This is a genomic window from Caballeronia sordidicola (genome assembly GCF_002220365.1).
GTDB classification, from domain to species: domain Bacteria; phylum Pseudomonadota; class Gammaproteobacteria; order Burkholderiales; family Burkholderiaceae; genus Caballeronia; species Caballeronia sordidicola_C.
This window is the reverse complement of the sequence record NZ_MTHB01000020.1, coordinates 14,325-34,018: the sequence shown is the minus strand read 5'-3', so window position 1 is coordinate 34,018 and position 19,694 is coordinate 14,325. Positions and strand designations below refer to the sequence as shown.

At 62.0% G+C, this 19,694-nt stretch carries 14 protein-coding genes; 8 read left to right on the top strand and 6 right to left on the bottom strand.

The window, feature by feature from the left end:
• On the top strand, positions 1-1,746 hold a 1,746-nt coding region (locus BSU04_RS49120), incomplete at its 5' end, for a pseudouridine synthase (RefSeq protein WP_089159040.1).
• 216 nt (positions 1,747-1,962) lie between these two features.
• Positions 1,963-2,202 (top strand): hypothetical protein, encoded by a 240-nt coding sequence (locus BSU04_RS02120; protein WP_089159037.1) that lies wholly within the window; start codon positions 1,963-1,965, stop codon positions 2,200-2,202.
• Positions 2,203-2,458: 256 nt separating this feature from the next.
• Here the strand turns inward: BSU04_RS02120 and def are convergent, their stop codons facing one another.
• From def to smc, 4 genes are all read right to left on the bottom strand, one after another.
• The gene (gene def / locus BSU04_RS02115; protein ID WP_089159036.1) at positions 2,459-2,992 is read right to left on the bottom strand and encodes a peptide deformylase; all 534 of its coding nucleotides are present in this window, start codon (positions 2,990-2,992) and stop codon (positions 2,459-2,461) included.
• A complete protein-coding gene (gene ligA / locus BSU04_RS02110) occupies positions 2,989-5,094 on the bottom strand; it encodes an NAD-dependent DNA ligase LigA (protein ID WP_089159035.1) in 2,106 nt (701 codons plus the stop codon). The genes def and ligA overlap by 4 nt, the downstream gene beginning before the upstream one ends.
• Positions 5,095-5,228: 134 nt before the next feature.
• Positions 5,229-6,473 (bottom strand): cell division protein ZipA C-terminal FtsZ-binding domain-containing protein, encoded by a 1,245-nt coding sequence (locus tag BSU04_RS02105; RefSeq protein ID WP_089159034.1) that lies wholly within the window; start codon positions 6,471-6,473, stop codon positions 5,229-5,231.
• Positions 6,474-6,710: 237 nt separating this feature from the next.
• Positions 6,711-10,226 carry a chromosome segregation protein SMC gene (smc, locus tag BSU04_RS02100; protein WP_089159033.1) on the bottom strand — a complete coding sequence of 1,172 codons (3,516 nt, stop codon included), beginning with the start codon at positions 10,224-10,226 and terminating at the stop codon, positions 6,711-6,713.
• A gap of 552 nt (positions 10,227-10,778) precedes the next feature.
• Between smc and dapC the strand changes: the two genes are divergently transcribed.
• From dapC to cls, 6 genes are all read left to right on the top strand, one after another.
• On the top strand, positions 10,779-12,029 hold the full coding sequence (gene dapC, locus BSU04_RS02095; protein ID WP_256982020.1) for a succinyldiaminopimelate transaminase: 1,251 nt from the start codon (positions 10,779-10,781) through the stop codon (positions 12,027-12,029).
• Between the two features lie 27 nt (positions 12,030-12,056).
• Positions 12,057-12,884 carry a 2,3,4,5-tetrahydropyridine-2,6-dicarboxylate N-succinyltransferase gene (dapD, locus tag BSU04_RS02090; protein ID WP_089159031.1) on the top strand — a complete coding sequence of 276 codons (828 nt, stop codon included), beginning with the start codon at positions 12,057-12,059 and terminating at the stop codon, positions 12,882-12,884.
• A 3-nt stretch (positions 12,885-12,887) separates the two neighbouring features.
• Positions 12,888-13,250, top strand: a complete 363-nt coding sequence (locus BSU04_RS02085; protein WP_089159030.1) for an ArsC family reductase — start codon at positions 12,888-12,890, stop codon at positions 13,248-13,250.
• A 113-nt stretch (positions 13,251-13,363) separates the two neighbouring features.
• Entirely contained in the window at positions 13,364-14,503 is a 1,140-nt protein-coding gene (gene dapE, locus BSU04_RS02080; protein ID WP_089159029.1) for a succinyl-diaminopimelate desuccinylase, read from the top strand.
• 28 nt (positions 14,504-14,531) lie between these two features.
• Entirely contained in the window at positions 14,532-15,416 is an 885-nt protein-coding gene (prmB, locus tag BSU04_RS02075) for a 50S ribosomal protein L3 N(5)-glutamine methyltransferase (RefSeq protein ID WP_089159028.1), read from the top strand.
• Positions 15,417-15,471: 55 nt separating this feature from the next.
• Positions 15,472-16,935: a cardiolipin synthase gene (gene cls / locus BSU04_RS02070; RefSeq protein ID WP_089159027.1), complete on the top strand. Its 1,464-nt coding sequence runs from the start codon at positions 15,472-15,474 to the stop codon at positions 16,933-16,935.
• A 33-nt stretch (positions 16,936-16,968) separates the two neighbouring features.
• Here the strand turns inward: cls and BSU04_RS02065 are convergent, their stop codons facing one another.
• Positions 16,969-17,883, bottom strand: a complete 915-nt coding sequence (locus BSU04_RS02065) for a dihydrodipicolinate synthase family protein (protein WP_179258175.1) — start codon at positions 17,881-17,883, stop codon at positions 16,969-16,971.
• A 33-nt stretch (positions 17,884-17,916) separates the two neighbouring features.
• Positions 17,917-19,629 (bottom strand): IlvD/Edd family dehydratase, encoded by a 1,713-nt coding sequence (locus BSU04_RS02060; RefSeq protein ID WP_089159026.1) that lies wholly within the window; start codon positions 19,627-19,629, stop codon positions 17,917-17,919.
• Between the last annotated feature and the right edge of the window lie 65 nt (positions 19,630-19,694).

Genomic DNA, 19,694 nt, shown 5'->3' with positions numbered 1-19,694 from the left:
AGCAGCGATCGTGGCCCGCGCCCTTCCTTTGGTGACCGTGGTGCTCCGCGCGGTGATCGGCCTTCAGTCGATGGTGAACGTCGACCGTTCACGCCGCGTGGTGATGCGCCGCGTGGTCCGAGCAGCGATCGTGGCCCGCGCCCTTCCTTTGGTGACCGTGGTGCTCCGCGCGGTGATCGGCCTTCAGGCGATGGTGAACGTCGACCGTTCACGCCGCGTGGTGATGCGCCGCGTGGTCCGAGCAGCGATCGTGGCCCGCGCCCTTCCTTTGGTGACCGTGGTGCTCCGCGCGGTGATCGGCCTTCAGGCGATGGTGAACGTCGACCGTTCACGCCGCGTGGTGATGCGCCGCGCGGTCCGAGCAGCGATCGCGGCCCCCGGCCGGCCTTCGGCGACCGCGGTGCCCCGCGTGGCGACCGCCCCTCGGGCGACAGCGAACGCCGTCCATACGCCCCACGTGGTGATGCGCCGCGTGGTCCGAGCAGCGATCGTGGTCCGCGCCCTTCCTTTGGTGACCGTGGCGCTCCGCGCGGTGACCGGCCTGCGGGCGATGGCGAACGCCGTCCGTACGCCCCACGTGGCGATGCGCCGCGCGGTCCGAGCACCGATCGCGGCCCCCGGCCTTCCTTCGGCGACCGCGGTGCCCCGCGTGGCGACCGCCCCTCGGGCGACAGCGAACGCCGTCCATTCAAACCCCGCGATGACTCGCGCGGTCCGGGCAGCGATCGCACGCCCCGCCCATCGTTTAGTGACCGTGGTGACCGTGGAGCACCGCGCGAGCGCAACCACGCGCACGACGGCAGCCCGCGTCCGGCTCCCACTGACCGTCAACGGCCCTCGGGCGACAGCCCTTACGTAGCACGCGACACATCCGGACGCTTTGGCGACGAGCGCAAGCCCGCCCCGCGCAAACCGGTATCGAAGCCCTCAAAACCGCGTGACGCCGACGCCCCTCCCTCACCCGCGCGCATCGCACGCGAAAATGAAGAAGGGCTCGTGCGTTTGTCGAAGGTGATGTCGGAGCTCGGCCTGTGCTCGCGCCGCGAAGCCGATGAATGGATTGAAAAGGGCTGGGTGCTCGTCGACGGCGAGGTCATCGATACGCTCGGCACCAAGATTCGTCCCGACCAGAACGTTGAAATTGGAGCCGCCGCGCACGCGGCCCAGATGCAGCTGGTCACCATCCTGATACACAAGCCGGTTGGCTACGTGTCCGGTCAGGCGGAAGACGGTTATCAGCCGGCTGTCACGCTGGTCAATCCGTCCAACCATTGGGCCGACGACCAGTCCGGCATCCGCTTCACGCCGCTGCATCTGCGCACGCTCGCACCGGCAGGCCGTCTGGATATCGATTCGACCGGCCTGCTCGTCCTGACCCAGGATGGCCGGGTGGCGAAGCAACTGATCGGCGGCCATTCGGACGTCGATAAGGAGTATCTCGTGCGCGTAAAATTCGGCGAGCACGAGGTCGATATCGAACCCCATTTCCCGCCCGAAAGCCTGGCGCTGCTGCGCCACGGACTTTCCCTCGACGACGTGCCGCTCAAAACCGCGCAGGTCAGTTGGCAAAATGGTGAACAGTTGCGCTTTGTGTTGCGTGAAGGCAAAAAGCGCCAGATCCGCCGGATGTGCGAGCTGGTTGGGCTGGAAGTGGTTGGCCTGAAGCGGATCCGGATGGGACATGTGACGCTCGGCGCCTTGCCGCAGGGCCAGTGGCGTTACCTGGGCGCGGACGAAGCGTTCTGAAACAGCTTCGCCGTTTTCTCCGCGCGCCTTAAGACGTCGCTGAAAAACGACGAAATTGTTACCAATCGATGCGAACGGCACCCGCCGATCGCATCGATTTTTTTTGGCCAACTTTTTGGCTAAAGAAAATATGACACATGACCGTTAGTCAGATACACGCGCAAATTACCGCTTCGAGTCGCGTGTGCTTGGGCGTTGAGCTACTGGAGAATTGCCATGTCCGTTGAGATCATTGTTCGCGAAACCAAAACCGGCCTCGAAATCGTCAGCGGCCGACGTCGACTCGATGCGCTGCTCGCCGTGCGCGACGAAGTCGTCGTGACGAGCCCGGGCGTTGGAGAAGTTGTCATCGCGCGGTTGCCTGACGGACGCTTGCAGGCATCGGCGAATCCTGAGCACATTGCATTGTTTCGCCAGCCGGAAATAGTGTCGGGTCCCAAGAAAAGCTTCGCTTGAGAATAAAGCCGCCGGGCTTTGGCGGTTTTTGATTCCTTTCGATTCCTTTTTGATTCCTTGACGCACGAATGATCCGACTGAACGGTCGGATCCTGTACGGCACGGCTGAGCACGTCGCCAATCAATCACGCGCCGCGACAAAAGCCGCGTTTCGTCAAACCATCTCGCCAAACAAAAGGGCCGCGATTCTTCGCGGCCCTTAGTTCGTCGAGCGGCTAAACAGCCCGTCAAACCAGCCGTTCACCCCTGCAATCGATCAATCGTCGCTTTTCGGATCGAGCCCTGGAAACAGGACCTCAGTGAAGCCGAACTTCGAGAAATCCGTGACACGCATGGGATAAAGCTTGCCGATCAGGTGATCGCATTCGTGCTGCACGACGCGTGCGTGAAAGCCTTCGGCTAGCCGTTCGATAGGTGAGCCATACTGATCGAACCCCTGATAGCGGATCATGGAATAGCGTTGCACGGCGCCACGCAGGCCCGGCACCGACAAACACCCTTCCCAGCCTTCCTCCATGTCATGCGAGACCGGTGTGATGATCGGATTGATCAGCACCGTTTCCGGCACCGGTTCGGCCTCCGGATAACGCTCGTTGTGAGCAAATCCGAAGATCACGACCTGCAAATCCACGCCGATCTGCGGCGCCGCCAGCCCTGCGCCGTTTGCGTGACGCATTGTGTCGAACATGTCTTCGACAAGAGCGTGCAGCTCGGGGGTATCGAAGTGATCGACCGGCTCGGCGATACGCAACAAGCGCGGATCGCCCATCTTGAGGATTTCGCGAATCATGGTGTTTCTCCCTCCAAAAGCTTGCGCATACCCTCTTCGTCGAGCACCGGGACGCCGAGTTCCTCAGCCTTCACGAGCTTGCTGCCCGCCTCCGCTCCCGCCACCACGTAATCCGTCTTCTTCGACACCGATCCTGCCACTTTCGCGCCCGCCGCCTCCAGCATCTCCTTCGCGTCTTCGCGCGACAGAGTGGGCAGCGTGCCGGTGAGCACGACCGTCTTGCCGGCGAGAACACCCTGCGGCGCCTTCGGCGCGGGCGGACCTTCGGGCCAGGTCACCTTGCCTGGCGCGCGCAACTGCTCGATCACCATCTGGTTGTGTTCTTCGCTCAAAAAATTGTGCAGCGACTCGGCCACGACCGGGCCGACATCGTTCACCTCCAGCAATTCCTCGACGCTGGCGGCCATGATCGGATCGAGCGAGCCGAAATGCTTGGCCAGGTCCTTCGCGGTCGATTCCCCGACGTGACGAATACCGAGCGCGTACAGAAAACGCGGCAGCGTGGTTTGCTTCGCCTTTTCGATAGAATCGTACAGATTCTGGGCGGATTTATCGGCGAAACGGTCCAGCTCGGAAAGCTGCCGCACACCGAGATTGAACAGGTCCGCCGGCGTACGCACGATATTCTCGTCGACCAGCTGGTCAATGATCTTCTCACCTAGCCCGTCGATATCCAGCGCGCGCCGCTGCGCGAAGTGCCACAACGCCTGCTTGCGTTGCGCGGGACAGATCAGGCCGCCCGTGCAGCGGGCAATCGCTTCGTCAGGAAGCCTTTCGATCTTCGATCCGCATACAGGGCACTCGGTCGGCATTACGAACTCGCGGGCATCGTCCGGACGCCGGTCGAGGATCGCGCCGACTACTTCAGGGATGACGTCGCCGGCACGCCGCACGATCACCGTGTCGCCAATACGGATGTCCTTGCGCCGAACCTCGTCCTCGTTATGCAGCGTGGCATTCGTTACCGTCGCGCCGCCGACGAACACAGGCGTAAGACGCGCGACCGGCGTAATGGCGCCCGTACGGCCGACTTGCACGTCGATAGCCAGCAACTGCGTGAGCGCTTCCTGCGCGGGGAACTTGTGCGCGAGCGCAAAGCGCGGTGCACGCGAGACGAAACCCAGCTTGTCCTGCTCGTCGCGCTGGTTGACCTTGTAGACCACGCCGTCGATGTCATACGGCAAACCGTCGCGCTGCTCTCCTGTCTTACGGAAGAACTCAAGCAGGCCTTCAGCGCCTTGCACCACGCCGCGCTCCGCGTTGACCGGCAAGCCCAGTTCCTTGTACCAGTCGAGCAGCGACGAATGCGACGGCGGCATCTCTGCACCTTGCAGCATGCCGATGCCATAGGCGAAAAACGACAACTGACGCTGCGCGGTCATCTTTGGATCGAGTTGCCGCAAGCCGCCAGCCGCCGCGTTACGCGGATTCGCAAACTCACGTTGTTCAGCTTCGCGCTGCCGTGCGTTGATCTTCTCGAAATCGCGCTTGAACATGAGCACTTCGCCGCGCACGTCGAGCCGCTTCGGTACGTTCTTGCCCTTGAGCTTCAGGGGAATCGACCGGATGGTGCGAACGTTTTCGGTGACTTCCTCTCCCGTCGCACCGTCGCCGCGCGTTGCCGCCTGAACGAAGATGCCGTCGTCATAACGCAGTGAGATGGCCAGGCCGTCGAATTTCAGTTCGCACGCGTATTCCACGGGCGTGTGACCGAGCGTGTCCGCAACACGTTTATCGAACGCGATAATGTCTTCGTCGGCAAAACCGTTGTTCAGCGAGAGCATGGGCACGTCGTGCGTGACCGGCTGAAAACCCGTTGCAACCTGACCGCCGACCCGTTGCGTGGGGGAATCGGGCGTAATCAATTCGGGCTGATCGGTCTCGATCTGCTGCAGTTCCTTGAACAGGACGTCGTATTCGGCGTCGGGCAGATCCGGCTGATCGAGAACGTAATACGCGTAGTTGGCGCGCTCGAGCTCCGCGCGCAGCCAGGCGGCGCGCTCAGCCGGCCGCTCGGCACTGGCGATGGGCGCGCCGTGCACAGCGCAAGCAGCAGAGACAGCGGAGTCAGCTTTGGAAGCAGCTTTCGGTTTGGCAGACATGCGGCGAGACAGACTAGAAAGTTAGAAGAAACCGACCTGTTGATTGTCTCAGAGATCGGCTGATCGTGGCATCGACCGTGTAGCCGATGCCCGACGAAAATCGCTAACTATCCAACCGGCGCCGCCGTAAGATTTTATTGGCTGAACAGGCGCCGCGTGGCGGGGGAGCCCGCCGGAATTCCGGCCTGTTCGAGTTTCGCATACAAGGTCATCAACTGCTTTTCAATAGCCAGCAGCGACGACTCCGGCAACGGCCGGCGCTGGTCGTCGACCACGCGCGCGCCAATGCGCTCGGAGAGCGACTTCGCGTAATCACACATCAGGCGGAACGGCAGGATGTCTTCGTCGGCCACCGGTACATCCAGCACCAGCGTGATCATCTGGCCGCCCTTGTAGGTCAGGTCGTCGCGCAGGAAGTTGGTATCGCCGAAAAGCAGCATGAACACCGGATTCTGGCGTGCATCGAGCTTGACGAAACGCGTACCGTCGCGCGACAGCAGCAAACCGTCCTGCGAGGCCACCGCCTGAACGTAGTTGGCCGACCACGGCGCGCCGTCGGAGAGAATATTGATCGACAATTGCGCGTCGCATTGAGCCGCGAACGCGTCGAGTTCTCGCGCCATGCCGACCGTTTCCAGCATGTCGGGAAATTCGGGGGAACCGTCGATACCATCGGCGAAACGCTGCACACCCGTGACGAACTCCGAGAATTCCAGTTCGTTCAGCGGGCCGCCGCGGTTGGCCAGCTGTGCCGCTGCGCGCAACTCTTCGTAGCGCGCGCCGTTTTTCAGCAATTCCCAGGTCGTACTGCCCTCCGGCTTGCCTTCTATATGCACAGGCTTTGCGCCCGCGCGACGCAGCTTCTGAGCGCTCGGAATAAGCTTTTCGCCCGCTATCGGGGCAAGCAAACGGATGGGGACCACGCAATCTATCCGCCGGTCCACGATAGCCGGCGGCGCCGAAGAAATCGTGGTCGCTGCGGGCAAAACGGGTTCGTCATCGTCGGCCAAGATGGGTGACACGGGTGGCGAATCCGTCTCGTGGAAATCGCCATTCACCGAGGTCGATTCAGCCTGGATATCCACTGCGGTATCGGCCGGCGCTACGGTCGAGAGCGGCGCGCCGCCGAAACTCGGCTCGACCCGCGTGTCCGGCGTATCACCCTCGCCCATGGCGGGTTCACGACGCACCGGGCGTGTAGGTTCGATGAACGGCTGCTCCTCGTCGGCGTCGTTGCGCGCAAGCGACTCCGCAGCTTCGTCAGGCATCGGGCGCGGCATCTTGCGGCGCACCTTGGCGCCCTGCCACGCGTTGTACACCACCACGCCGCCTACCACCACGGCTCCTGCTCCAATCAACCCGAGGGTCAACTCGTCCATGCACTCTCCGTCGTTCTTTTCTGGTTGCGCTCTCGGCGCGCTTGGCGAGCGCTATTGAGGCATCCGCGCTCAATCGAGCGCTTGTTGAGCTTACGCTGCGCGATCTGCGCCCCACGCGATTGCGGATTGTCATCCGAACTGCGTGGGTCACTCCGCGCCTGCGCGCCAAAACCGGCCTCCCAGGCCGGTTTTTCCACACTTTTCTGCTGTCCGTTCTAAAAAAGCCCGGTCAAACGTTCAAGCATTCTGGGCGAAACCTGCCGCGGATTCCATATCCACGGCAACAATCCGCGAGACGCCCTGTTCCTGCATCGTCACGCCGATCAGTTGTTGCGCCATTTCCATCGCGATCTTGTTGTGCGAGATGAAGAGGAATTGCGTCTTCTCCGACATCGCCCGCACGAGGTTTGCAAAGCGCTCCGTGTTGGCGTCGTCGAGTGGCGCGTCCACTTCGTCCAGCAGACAGAACGGTGCCGGATTCAACTGGAACATCGCAAACACGAGCGCGGTGGCGGTCAGGGCCTTTTCGCCGCCCGACAGCAAGTGAATAGTCGAATTCTTCTTGCCCGGCGGTTGCGCGAGCACCTGCACGCCGGCATCGAGGATCTCGTCGCCGGTCATCACGAGTTTCGCCTGACCACCGCCGAAAAGACGCGGGAAAAGCTCGCCGAAATGACGGTTCACTTCGTCGAACGTGCCTTGCAGCAACGAACGCGTTTCCTGGTCGATCCTGTGGATCGCGTCCTCCAGCGTGCCGATGGCATCGTTCAAATCCGCCGATTGCGCGTCGAGGAAGTCCTTGCGCTCACTGGCTGCGGCGAGCTCGTCGAGCGCGGCCATGTTCACGGCGCCAAGCGCCGCGATGGCATTGTTGAGCCGCGTGACTTCGCCTTGCAGATACGAGGGTTTCATATCCGGCGTGAGCTTGGCCTGCAACTCGGCTTCATCGACGCCGGCCGCCGCCAGTTGCTCGATGAACTGCTCGCCGCTGATGCGTGCCGCCTGCTCCTTCAACTGCAATTCATTGATCTTGTCGCGCAACGGCTGCAGCGAACGTTCCGCGATAAGACGCAATTCGTCGGCCTGACGCAGTCGCGCGGTGAGATCGTCGAGTTCGATGCGGGCCGATTGCAACGCCGCTTCCCTGGCCGCTCGCAATTCGAGCGCGTCCTGCAAACCGGTGTGCGCCGTTTGCTCGTTGATCGTTTCGAGCTCGGCGCGGGCGTCTTCCAGCGCACCGGCCACGCGTTCGCTCTGGTCCTTCGCTGTTTCAATGTTGCGCCGGTATTCCTCGATCTTCGCCGCGAGCCCACGCGCCGCAAAGCTGGCGTCGGTGGCCGCGCGTTCGAGATCCCGCGCTTCCTGGCGTGCTGCGCTCAACGCTTCGTCGAGCGCTTCGAACGCCAGTTGATGATCTTCGAAACGCGCCTGCAACTCGGCGAGTTCGCCGTCGTGGCGCTCGAAATTCGCCTCCGATTCAGCCCGCAACGCACGCTGTTCATCGATTTGCGCGGTGATTTCAGCCAGTTCCTCGCGGATCTGCGTGCTGCGCTGCATGTAGCGCTCTTGCGCCTGTGCAAGCTTCAACACATCCATTTGCAGCGCGTGGACGCGTTGGGTCGCGCGTTCGGCGGAGGAACGGGCATCGCCGAGACTTGCGGACGCCTGCGTGTGCGCCGCTTCCGCTCGTACCGCTGCGGCCTTGGCTTCATCGGCGAGCAATGCTTGCGCGCGCGCTTGCTTCGTCAGGTTTTCGATTTCCTGCTGGCGGGCGAGCATACCGGCCTGCTCGGAGTCGGCGGCGTAGAGCTGCACGCCAACCCGCGTCACCACATGCCCGGCCTTCACCACGAACGCGGCGCCGTCCGGCAATTGCGAACGCAAGGCCAGCGCCTGGGCGATGTCATCGGAGACAAAAACCTGGCCCAGCCAGTCGGTCAGGACGGCGCGCAAACCGGCGTCGTCGATACGAATCAGCGCCAGCAGCGGCCGCAGACCGGCAGGCGCTTCCTGCGCACGGCCGGCGTTGGGCGGCGCATAGAACGCGAGCTTGGCGGGCGGAGCGTCGGTCGCGAACGCCTTCACCCAGTCGAGATTCGATACTTCCAGCGCCGCGATCCGCTCACGCAGAACCGATTCCAGCGCCGTTTCCCAGCCCGCTTCAACGTGCAGCTTTTTCCACAGCCGCGGCAACGAACCCAGTTCGTGTTTGTCGAGCCACGGCTGGATCTTGCCTTCGGTCTGGACGTTTTCCTGCAGCTGTTTCAACGCGGCGAGCCGCGCTTCCAGCTGGTGAATCTGCGCGCTTTCAGCCTGCACTTTCTCTTGTGCCGCACGGCGCTCGCCATCCAGACGCGGCAGCGTGTCCTGCGCGTCGGAGAGGCGGCCTTGAGCTTCAGCGAGAATTTCTTCGTGCTCGGCGAGTTGCATGCGCAACTCTTCGAGCTGCGCTTCGTCAGGCGCGTCCAGGCCGCCCGCTTCGCTTTTCAGGCGTTCGTGACGCTGCTGCAATTGCTGCAGTTGCTGGTCGGCATTGCGTTGATGCGCGGCCTCGAGTTTCAACGCCTGTTCTGTCTGCGCGATACCGCCGCGCTCTGCGTTCAACTCGCTCTGGGCGTCGCGGAAACGTCCTTCGAGCGCGGGCAATTCGTCGTGTTTCGCGGCAGCCGTTTCCTGCGCGATCGCCGCCTTTTCCTCGCCGATAGCCAACGCCTCTTCGGCATCCGTGATCTCGCCGCGGGCTTTCTCGGCTTGCATCTGCCATTGGTCGCGCTGAGCGCTCAACGCAGCGATCTGCGCCTGCACCCGATTGCGCGATTCCACGATAAAGCGGATCTCCGCCTCGAGCTTGGCCACTTCGGAGTTCGCTTCGTACAGCGAGCCCTGGGCGCCCTGCATGGCGTCGCTCGCGCTGTAATGCGCCACCCGCAACGTTTCCAGTTGCGCTTCGACTTCGCGCAGCTTCGCGGTTTGTGCTTCGAGTTCGATCTGCGCGTCGCTGATCGCGCGCTGCTGGCGCTCTGACTCGTTGGCCGCCTCGTTCTTGCGCAACAACCACAGGAGCCGTTGCTTCTCTTCGCCATCGGCCTGCAGCGTCTTGTATTTCGTTGCAACGATCGCCTGGGCCTCGAGCTTCTCCAGATTCGCGCTCAACTCGCGCACGATGTCTTCCACGCGGGTCAGGTTCTCGCGGGTATCGTGCAGGCGGTTCTCGGTCTCGCGGCGGCGTTCCTTGTACTTGGACACGCCCGCGGCTTCTTCCAGGAACACGCGAAGTTCTTCCGGCTTCGCTTCGATGATCCGCGCGATCATGCCCTGCCCGATGATTGCGTAGGCACGCGGCCCGAGGCCTGTACCGAGGAAGATGTCCTGGATATCGCGGCGCCGGGCTGGCAGGTTGTTGATGTAGTAGCTCGAGGTGCCGTCGCGCGTGAGGACGCGCTTGACGGCGATTTCGGCGTAGGTGCCCCACTGGCCTCCGGCCCGGCCGTCGGCGTTATCGAAGATGAGTTCGACGCTGGCGCGGCTGCCGGGCTTGCGAGCCGTGGAGCCGTTGAAGATCACGTCCTGCATCGACTCGCCGCGCAGCTCGGACGCGCGCGATTCGCCGAGCACCCAGCGCACGGCGTCGATGATGTTCGATTTGCCGCAGCCATTCGGGCCCACCACGCCGACAAGCTGGCCTGGGACCTGGAAATGGGTGGGATCGACGAAGGACTTGAAGCCAGCGAGTTTTATCGAGGTCAGACGCACGGCGATATCGCTGATTGAAAAGAATTCGGGAGAACGGGCCGGCGGGCCTCCGAGCCGTGTTGCTTGTGCGGCAGGAGATAGCTACAAACGCCGGTCGAAAACGCTCGGGCGGTGGGTCGAACCCCTTCGAATTAAATCTCGATTCGAAGCGATGGAGCGCAACCCTTGATGCTATTGCTCGACGGCTTATATATAACCTGCCTATAACCCACCGCGAACACGCAACCCGGCGAACGGTGACAATCATACCATCGCCAGTCTTGAATCCTTTTGGTTTGCTGACATGGCCTTTTTTGCTCGCAAGGGTCGGCGGGGCGGCGTTCTGCAGGGGGTCAATGCCGGTCGATTCCGGCTTACCGGCGGCGGCAGTGGTCCAATGCCTGCGCACTGCGCAAAGTGGCCTTCCGCCTGTCGGCAGAACCGCCTCAATGCGCCGGCAAACCCAGCCAGGGGGCTATGGAGGGCTGCGAGGGGGCTACGAGGGGCTACGAGGGGCTACGAGGGGGCTATAATCCGAGCCTTGTCGTTTCATTGTCTGCACCCGACTTCGCCGTGAATCCACTTCTCCAGAAACTTCAGCCGTATCCATTCGAAAAGCTGCGCGCGCTATTCAAGGGCGTCACGCCCCGCGCGGATCTGGCGCCGATCAGCTTCGGTATCGGCGAGCCGAAACATGCAACGCCGGCGCTGATCCGCGAGGCAGTCGTGAATGCGATGTCTGGCCTTTCGTCCTATCCCGCCACCGCCGGCAGCGAGCCGTTGCGTGAGGCCATTGCTGACTGGACGAAGCAGCGGTACGCCCTGCCCGCCGTCAACGCGGCCACGGAAGTCCTGCCTGTTTCCGGCTCACGCGAAGCCTTGTTCTCGCTGGCGCAAACCGTGATCGACAGCCGCAGCTCCGCCGAAGCGCCCGTTGTCGTCTGCCCGAATCCGTTCTATCAGATCTACGAAGGCGCAGCGCTGCTGGCCGGCGCCGAGCCGTACTTCGTGAACAGCAATCCGGCGCGCAATTTCGCCTGCGACTACGCAGCCGTCCCCGACGCCGTCTGGGCACACACCCAACTGCTCTTCGTCTGCTCGCCCGGCAACCCGACCGGCGCCGTGCTGACGCTCGACGACTGGCGCGAGCTATTCGCACTATCGGATCGGCATGGTTTCGTGATCGCCTCCGATGAATGCTATTCCGAGATCTATTTCAACGAAGCCACGCCCCCGCTCGGCGGCCTGGAAGCCGCGCACAAGCTTGGCCGTGGTTTCGAACGGCTGGTGATGCTGTCGAGCTTGTCCAAGCGCTCGAACGTACCCGGCATGCGCTCGGGTTTTGTCGCCGGAGATGCGTCAATACTCAAGCAATTCCTCCTCTACCGCACCTATCACGGCGCGGCGCTCTCGCCCATGTTCCAGGCAGCGAGCGTCGTTGCATGGAAAGACGAAGCGCATGTGCGCGACAACCGTGCGCTGTATCTGAAGAAATTTACGACCGTCACGCCCATGCTGGCCGAAGTGCTCGACGTCCGTCTGCCCGACGCCGCCTTCTATTTGTGGGCGAACGTGGCGCGCACCGGCCTCACCGACACCGAGTTCGCCGCCCGCCTTTACGCCGACTATAATGTGACGGTTTTGCCGGGCTCGTACCTGGCACGAGACGCACACGGCGCGAATCCCGGCAGCGGCTTCATTCGCATTGCGCTGGTCGCCGATGTCGACGAATGTGTGGAAGGTGCACGGCGTATCGTCGAATTTTGCAGCACGCTCATGCAGCACGCAAACACAGCGCCGGCTGCCGCAGTAACCCCTCCTTAAATCGCAGCACTCACTTAAGTCACGACCATGTCGCAACAACTTCAGCAGATCATCGATACCGCCTGGGACAACCGCGCCGAGCTGTCGCCGAAATCGGCCCCCGCCGAAGTGCGCGACGCCGTCGCTCATGCCATCGAGCAACTCGACAAAGGCCTGGCGCGCGTGGCCGAGAAACAGAACGGCGAATGGGTGGTCAATCAATGGCTGAAGAAAGCGGTATTGCTGTCGTTCCGCCTGGAAGACAACGCGCCGATGCCGGCTGGCGGATACAGCCAGTTCTACGACAAGGTGCCGTCGAAGTTCGCCAATTACACGGCTGAAGATTTCGCCGCGGGCGGCTTTCGCGTCGTGCCGCCGGCCATTGCGCGCCGTGGTGCGTTTATCGCTAAAAACGTGGTGTTGATGCCGTCGTATACGAACATCGGCGCGTATGTCGATGAAGGCACGATGGTCGACACCTGGGCGACGGTCGGTTCGTGCGCGCAGATCGGCAAGAACGTGCATTTGTCGGGCGGCGTGGGCATTGGCGGCGTGCTGGAACCGCTGCAGGCAAACCCGGTGATCATCGAAGACAACTGCTTTATCGGCGCGCGTTCGGAAGTGGTGGAAGGCGTGATCGTGGAAGAGAACTCGGTCATCTCCATGGGCGTGTATCTCGGCCAGAGCACCAAGATTTACGATCGCGAAACGGGTTCGGTCACGTATGGCCGCATTCCGGCGGGTTCCGTGGTGGTCGCGGGCAACCTGCCTTCGAAGGACGGTTCGCACAGCCTGTACTGCGCGGTCATCGTGAAGAAGGTGGACGCAAAAACGCGCGCCAAGGTCGGCCTGAACGAGTTGCTGCGAGGCGACTGATCCATGTCCGCGAAAAAGATCGTCGTGTATGGGATTCCGAATTGCGACACCGTGAGAAAAGCGCGCGTGTGGCTGGAAGAACATGATGTGCCGTTCGAATTCCACGACTTCAAGAAAGCCGGGGTGAACACGGCCTTGTTGCAGGACTGGCTGAAGGACGTCACGCTCGACGAACTGATCAACCGGCGCGGCACCACCTGGCGCGGCCTGTCGGACACCTACAAGGACGAAGCCGGGTCGACTGCCGGCGCGATCGCATTGATGATCCACAAGCCGTCGATCATCAAGCGGCCCGTGCTCGTGGTCAACGGGCGCGTGAAGTCGCTCGGTTTCGATGCCGACAAGTACGAAGCGCTGTTCGTTTAAGGTTTAAGGATTGAGCTTTAAGCACAGCAATCGCTCGCCCCCGATGAAGGCGCGCGAATCTTGATCCCTGCCGGCCGCCGCGCCGGCATTTTTATTGAAAGTGGCTCGCATCCATGTCCGGCACCCTTCTCCTCTCGGAACAACTCATCGCGCGCGCCTCCGTCACGCCCGACGACCAGCACTGCCAGAACCTGTTGATCGATCGGTTAGCGGCGATCGGCTTCGAGTGCGAAACGATCGCGTCCGGCGGCGTCACGAATCTCTGGGCCGTGAAACGCGGCACCGACGGCACTAATGGCAAGTTGCTCGCATTCGCCGGCCATACCGACGTCGTGCCGACCGGTCCGCTGGAGCAATGGACCTCGCCGCCGTTCGTGCCGACCCACCGCGACGGCAAGCTGTACGGCCGCGGTGCAGCGGACATGAAAACGTCCATCGCGGCATTCGTTGTGTCGAGCGAAGAGTTCGTCGCGGCGCACCCGGCGCATCGCGGCTCGCTCGCGTTCCTGATCACGAGCGACGAAGAAGGCCCCGCCACCGACGGCACCGTCAAGGTGATCGAAGCACTCAAAGCGCGTGGCGAACGGCTGGATTACTGCATTGTCGGCGAACCCACCTCCAGCGCCACGCTCGGCGATATGGTCAAGAATGGCCGGCGCGGATCAATGTCGGGCAAGCTCACAGTGAAAGGCGTGCAAGGTCACATTGCATATCCGCATCTCGCGAAGAATCCGATTCATCTGCTCGCACCGGCGCTGGCTGAACTGGTCTCGACGCATTGGGACGACGGCAACGACTATTTCCCGCCGACCACGTGGCAGGTTTCCAACCTCCATAGCGGCACGGGCGCAACGAACGTGATCCCGGGTCACATCGAACTGATGTTCAATTTCCGCTTCTCCACCGCGAGCACGGTGGAAGGACTGCAAAGCCGCGTTCACGCGATTCTCGATAAACACGCGCTGGACTACGATCTCGCGTGGAGCGTCAGCGGCCTGCCATTCCTCACGCCGCGTGGCACGTTGTCGAACGCGCTGGAGCAAGCCATCCTCGATGAAACCGGCGTGCGCACCGAACTGTCCACCACGGGCGGCACCTCGGATGGGCGCTTTATTGCCCGCATCTGCGAGCAGGTGGTCGAATTCGGACCGCCGAACGGCAGCATTCACAAGATCGACGAGCACGTTGAAGTGGCGTTTATCGAACCGTTGAAAAACGTGTATCGACGCGTACTTGAAACCCTGCTTGCCTGATCCGACTCACTCTTATAAGGAGCCTGCGATGGCGCTTCCCTTCACCACCGTTCGCGATCTGCTGCGTTTTGCCGTGTCGCGTTTTACTGCGGCAGACTTGTCGTTTGGCCACGGTTCATCGAATGCATTCGATGAAGCCGCATACCTCGTGCTGCATACCCTGCACTTGCCGATCGACACGCTCGACCCGTTCCTCGACGCACGCCTGCTTGACACCGAAATCGACGCCATCATGAAAGTGATCGAGCGCCGGGCGACGGATCGCGTGCCGGCGGCGTACATCACGCACGAAGCGTGGATGCACGGGCACCGTTTCTATGTCGATGAGCGGGTGATCGTGCCGCGTTCGTTTATTGGCGAGTTGCTGCAGGATGGACTGCAGCCCTACGTGCCGGATCCCGACGAAGTGTCGCGCGTGCTGGAGCTCTGCACGGGTTCCGGCTGCCTCGCGATTCTCGCCGCGCAGGCGTTCCAGAACGCAGACGTTGACGCTGTCGATATCTCCGCGCCCGCGCTGGAAGTCGCGCACCGGAACGTGGACGATTACGACCTGGATTCGCGCGTGGCGTTATACGAGGGCGATCTGTTCGCCCCGCTGCCCGTTGGCCGCTACGAAGTCATCATCACGAATCCGCCGTACGTCAACGCGCTGGCCATGCAGACCCTGCCCGCTGAATATCGCCACGAGCCGGAACTCGCGCTCGCGGGCGGCGCGGATGGCATGGATATCGTGAAGCGGATCGTAGGTGAAGCGCGCAAGTGGCTGACCGAAGACGGCGTGCTCGTGGTCGAAATCGGCAACGAACGGGCCAACGTGGAAGCTACGCTCGGCGGACTCGACATCGTCTGGCTCTCCACCAGCGCCGGCGACGACAACGTGTTTCTCATCCAGGCAGCCGACTTGCCGGGCTGACGGCACGGCTCTCTACCACCCGTCTCGACTACCAGAATTACCAGGCATCGCGCACATGCACTTCGAGTGGCAGGACTGGCTTCATCTCGGCACGTTTGTGATCCTCGCCCATTTGCTGGGCGCGGCCGCCGCTTGCCACGCGGTGCTCAACACGCGCACCTCGCAAGGCGCGGTCGCGTGGGCCGTGTCGCTGGTCGCCATGCCCTACTTCACGCTGATCCCGTATCTCTTTCTCGGGCGCAGCAAGTTCGCCGGGTATATCGACGCAAGGCGGCTGGAAAACGAGATCCTGCGCAAGAGCGCGCATCCGACGGAATGGAATTTCCCCGATGAAGCCGCCCGTCTGCGCGGCGCGGCAGCCGGGGATCCCGCGGAGTACCTGGGCCATCCGACCATACGCGCGCTGACGCGTTTGAGCGGCATGCCGTTCCTGCGCGGCAATTCCGTGCGCGTGCTCATCAATGGCGACGCTACGTTCGATGCAATTTTCAAAGCGATCGACGCGGCGAAGGTCTATGTGATCGTGCAGTTTTTCATCGTTCGCGACGACGAACTCGGCCGGAAGCTGAAAGACCTTCTGCTTAAAAAAGCGCAGCAAGGCGTGCGGGTCTATTTTCTCTACGACAGCATCGGCAGCTTCGATTTGCCGAAACGCTATGTCAATTCGCTGCGCGCGGGCGGCGTGCAGACGCATCCGTTTGCGACCAAGCGCAAGTTCGTCAATCGCTTCCAGATCAACTTCCGCAATCATCGGAAGATCGTGGTCGTTGATGGCGAATGCGCATTCGTCGGTGGTCATAACGTAGGCGTGGAATATCTCGGCGCGAATCCGCGTTTGTCACCCTGGCGCGATACCCACATTGAAGTGCGCGGGCCGGCGGTCGCCAGCATCCAGTTCGTGTTCATAGAAGACTGGTACTGGGCGACACAGCGCATTCCGGAAGTGGAAGCGTCAAAGACATCAACGGACGACATGAGTTGTCTCGTCCTCGCGAGTGGCCCCGCCGACCATCAGGAAACATGCTCGCTCTTTTTTGTCGAAGCAATCAATGCAGCGCGTTTCCGGATCTGGATCACGACGCCGTATCTCATTCCCGATGAAGCCGTGTTCTCGGCGCTGCGGCTCGCGGTTTTGCGCGGCGTGGACGTGCGTATCCTGATTCCGAGCCGCCGCGATCATCGCGTGGTGTTTGCTGCGTCGAAACTCTATGCCTACGATGCGCTGCTCGCAGGGGTGAAGATCTTTCGATATCGTCCGGGCTTCCTGCATCAGAAAGTGGTGCTGGTGGACGACATGTCCGCCGCCATTGGTAGCGCGAATCTGGACAACCGCTCGTTTCGTCTTAACTTCGAGATCATGGTCTTGACGGTGGACCGGGGCTTTGCCAGCGAAGTCGAGAAAATGCTGCTCGATGACTTCGCGCAATCATGGGAAATCAGCCGCGACGATTATCTCGGGGCACCCGCCTGGCGCCGCATGGCGATGCACGTCGCGCGCTTGTTCTCACCCATTCTTTGACACGGTTTTAGCCCACGGTTTTAGCCCACGGTTCTAGCCTGCATACGGTCCAAGGCTATAGGCGAATCGTCGCGCACATTCCAGGCCGAATGCGCTCGGTGCGATGCCGCGATCGTGTCTGACCTCAAACCCCATTCTCCATGCCGCGATGCGCTTGCCATAACAGGTGAGCGCGTCGAGCGACTGCATCACAAAGACAATCGCCGGCAACACCTCCTCATAGTGCCGCTGCGCCGCGGCCGGATCGTGCGCGAATGCTCGATAGATTTCCACCTGATGATCGAAGCTGTCCGGCGCGACGATCATGCCCGCGCAGCCGGCGCGCAGGTTGTCGAGCAACTCCTGGCCGCCACGCCCGTTGAAGACGGGCATTGTGCTCCCGGCAGCCGCCAGGCAGTCGATGGTCGTACGCAGTACCGTCGCCGCGCCCTCACCCTTCAACCAGCGAAAGTTCGGACATTGTTGAGCCAGTTCGGCCAACGCTTCCGGCGACAAACCGACACCTAGATACTCGGGCGCGTTTTGTATGCCCGCGCCGGCCGTGCTCGTCAAACCGTTCATCACGGCGGCGAAGAAATCGAAGTAAAAACGCTCCGGTTCGGTACGCGTGGACGGCGGTTGCAGGATCAGCCATTGCGCACCGTGCGCGACGGCCCAATTGCCGAATTCGGTCTGCTCCGGGACTGTGTCGCCGGTAACAGTAACCGCCAGCGGTACGCGAGACGCGATGTCCTCGCGCGCCCAGTTCACCAATTGCTCACGCTCAGTGCGCGACAACCGCTGCACCTCGGTTGCAAGACCGAGTATCACGATGCCGGGAGCACCCGCGGCAATGGTCCGCTCGACCTGCACGCGCATGGCGTCACGGTCAAGCTGGTTGTGTTCGTCGAAATAAGCGTAGAGAACCGGCCAGATGCCGGCGGGCGAAGTGTCGTTCTTTAAAGTCATATGCGTTGGACCTGACCTTCGATGTTCAGTGATTCAATGAGAATCGCGCGGCACGGGTGCACCGCTCGCGCCGACCAGGAAATCGAGGTCCGCACCTTCGTCCGCCTGCAGCACATGATCGACGTAGAGCTTCACGTATCCACGCAACGGCGACGCCGGCTTGGACCATGACGCACGTCGCCGTTCGAGCTCTTCATCGGACACTTCCAGATGCAGGCGGCGCGCTTCGACATCGAGTTCGATCATGTCGCCGGTCTGCACGAGCGCGAGCGGACCACCCGCCGCCGCTTCCGGCGACACATGCAACACGACCGTGCCGTACGCCGTGCCACTCATCCGGCCATCCGAGATGCGGACCATGTCCGTAATGCCCTTTTGCAGCACTTTTTTCGGCAGCGGCATGTTGCCAACTTCAGCGAACCCCGGATAACCCTTCGGCCCCGCGCCCTTCAACACCATGACGCAGTGCTCGTCGATATCGAGCAATTCGTCATCCACTTTCGCGTGCAACTCTTCCACGGTCTCGAAGACAACCGCGCGGCCGCGATGTTTGAGCAAATGCTGTGTTGCCGCCGATGGTTTGATCACGGCGCCATTCGGCGCGAGATTTCCCCTCAACACGGCTATACCCGCCTTCGGCTTGAACGGCGTGGCAAACAGCGTGATGACTTTCTCGTCGTCGTTGCGGGCGCCGGACACGTTGTCCCAGATCGTCTTGCCGTTCACGGTCAGCGCGTCCTTGTGCAGCAAACCCTGTTCGCCAAGCTGTCTCAGCACGGCCGGCAAGCCACCCGCGTAGTAGAAGTCCTCCATCAGGTATTCACCCGACGGCTGGAGATTCACGAGGCACGGAACGTCCGAACCCAGTTCCCAATCGTCGAGCGTCAACGGCACGCCAATGCGCTTGGCGAGTGCGATCAGATGGACCACTGCGTTCGTCGATCCGCCTATCGCGGCATTCGTGCGAATCGCGTTCTCGAAGGCTTCGCGCGTGAGAATGCGGTCCATGGTGAGGTCTTCATGCACCATGTCGACAATGCGCCGGCCGGCCATGTGCGCGAGCACCTGGCGGCGGGCATCGACGGCGGGAATGGCCGCGTTATGCGGCAAGCCCATGCCGAGCGCCTCGACCATCGACGCCATGGTGGAAGCCGTGCCCATCGTCATGCAATGTCCCCGCGAACGGTTCATGCACGACTCGGCTTCAGTGAATTCCTCTTGCGTCATGGTGCCTGCGCGCACCTCCTCCGACATCTGCCACACCCCGGTCCCCGAGCCGATCGGCTTGCCGCGATACCGGCCGTTCAACATCGGTCCGCCAGAGACGGCGAGCGCGGGCAGGTTGCACGATGCCGCGCCCATCAATAACGCGGGCGTGGTCTTGTCGCAACCGACAAGCAGGATCACACCATCAAGCGGGTTGCCGCGAATTGATTCCTCCACATCCATGGACGCGAGATTGCGAAACAGCATGGCTGTCGGTCTCAGGTTCGACTCGCCGAGGGACATCACCGGGAATTCGAGCGGTAGTCCGCCCGCCTCTCGAACGCCGCGTTTCACATATTCGGCCAGCTCGCGGAAATGGGCGTTGCAAGGCGTCAGTTCCGACCACGTGTTGCAGATGCCGATCACCGGACGGCCATCGAAATTGTCGTGGGGGATCCCCTGGTTTTTCATCCACGAGCGGTGAATGAAACCATCCTTGCCATGTGTACCGAACCATTGTTGCGAGCGAAGTTTGCGCATGCCGGATCTCCTGGCGTGTGGGGCCGTTGTGGGTTGTTATGGGTTGTTATGGGTTGTTTTGAAAG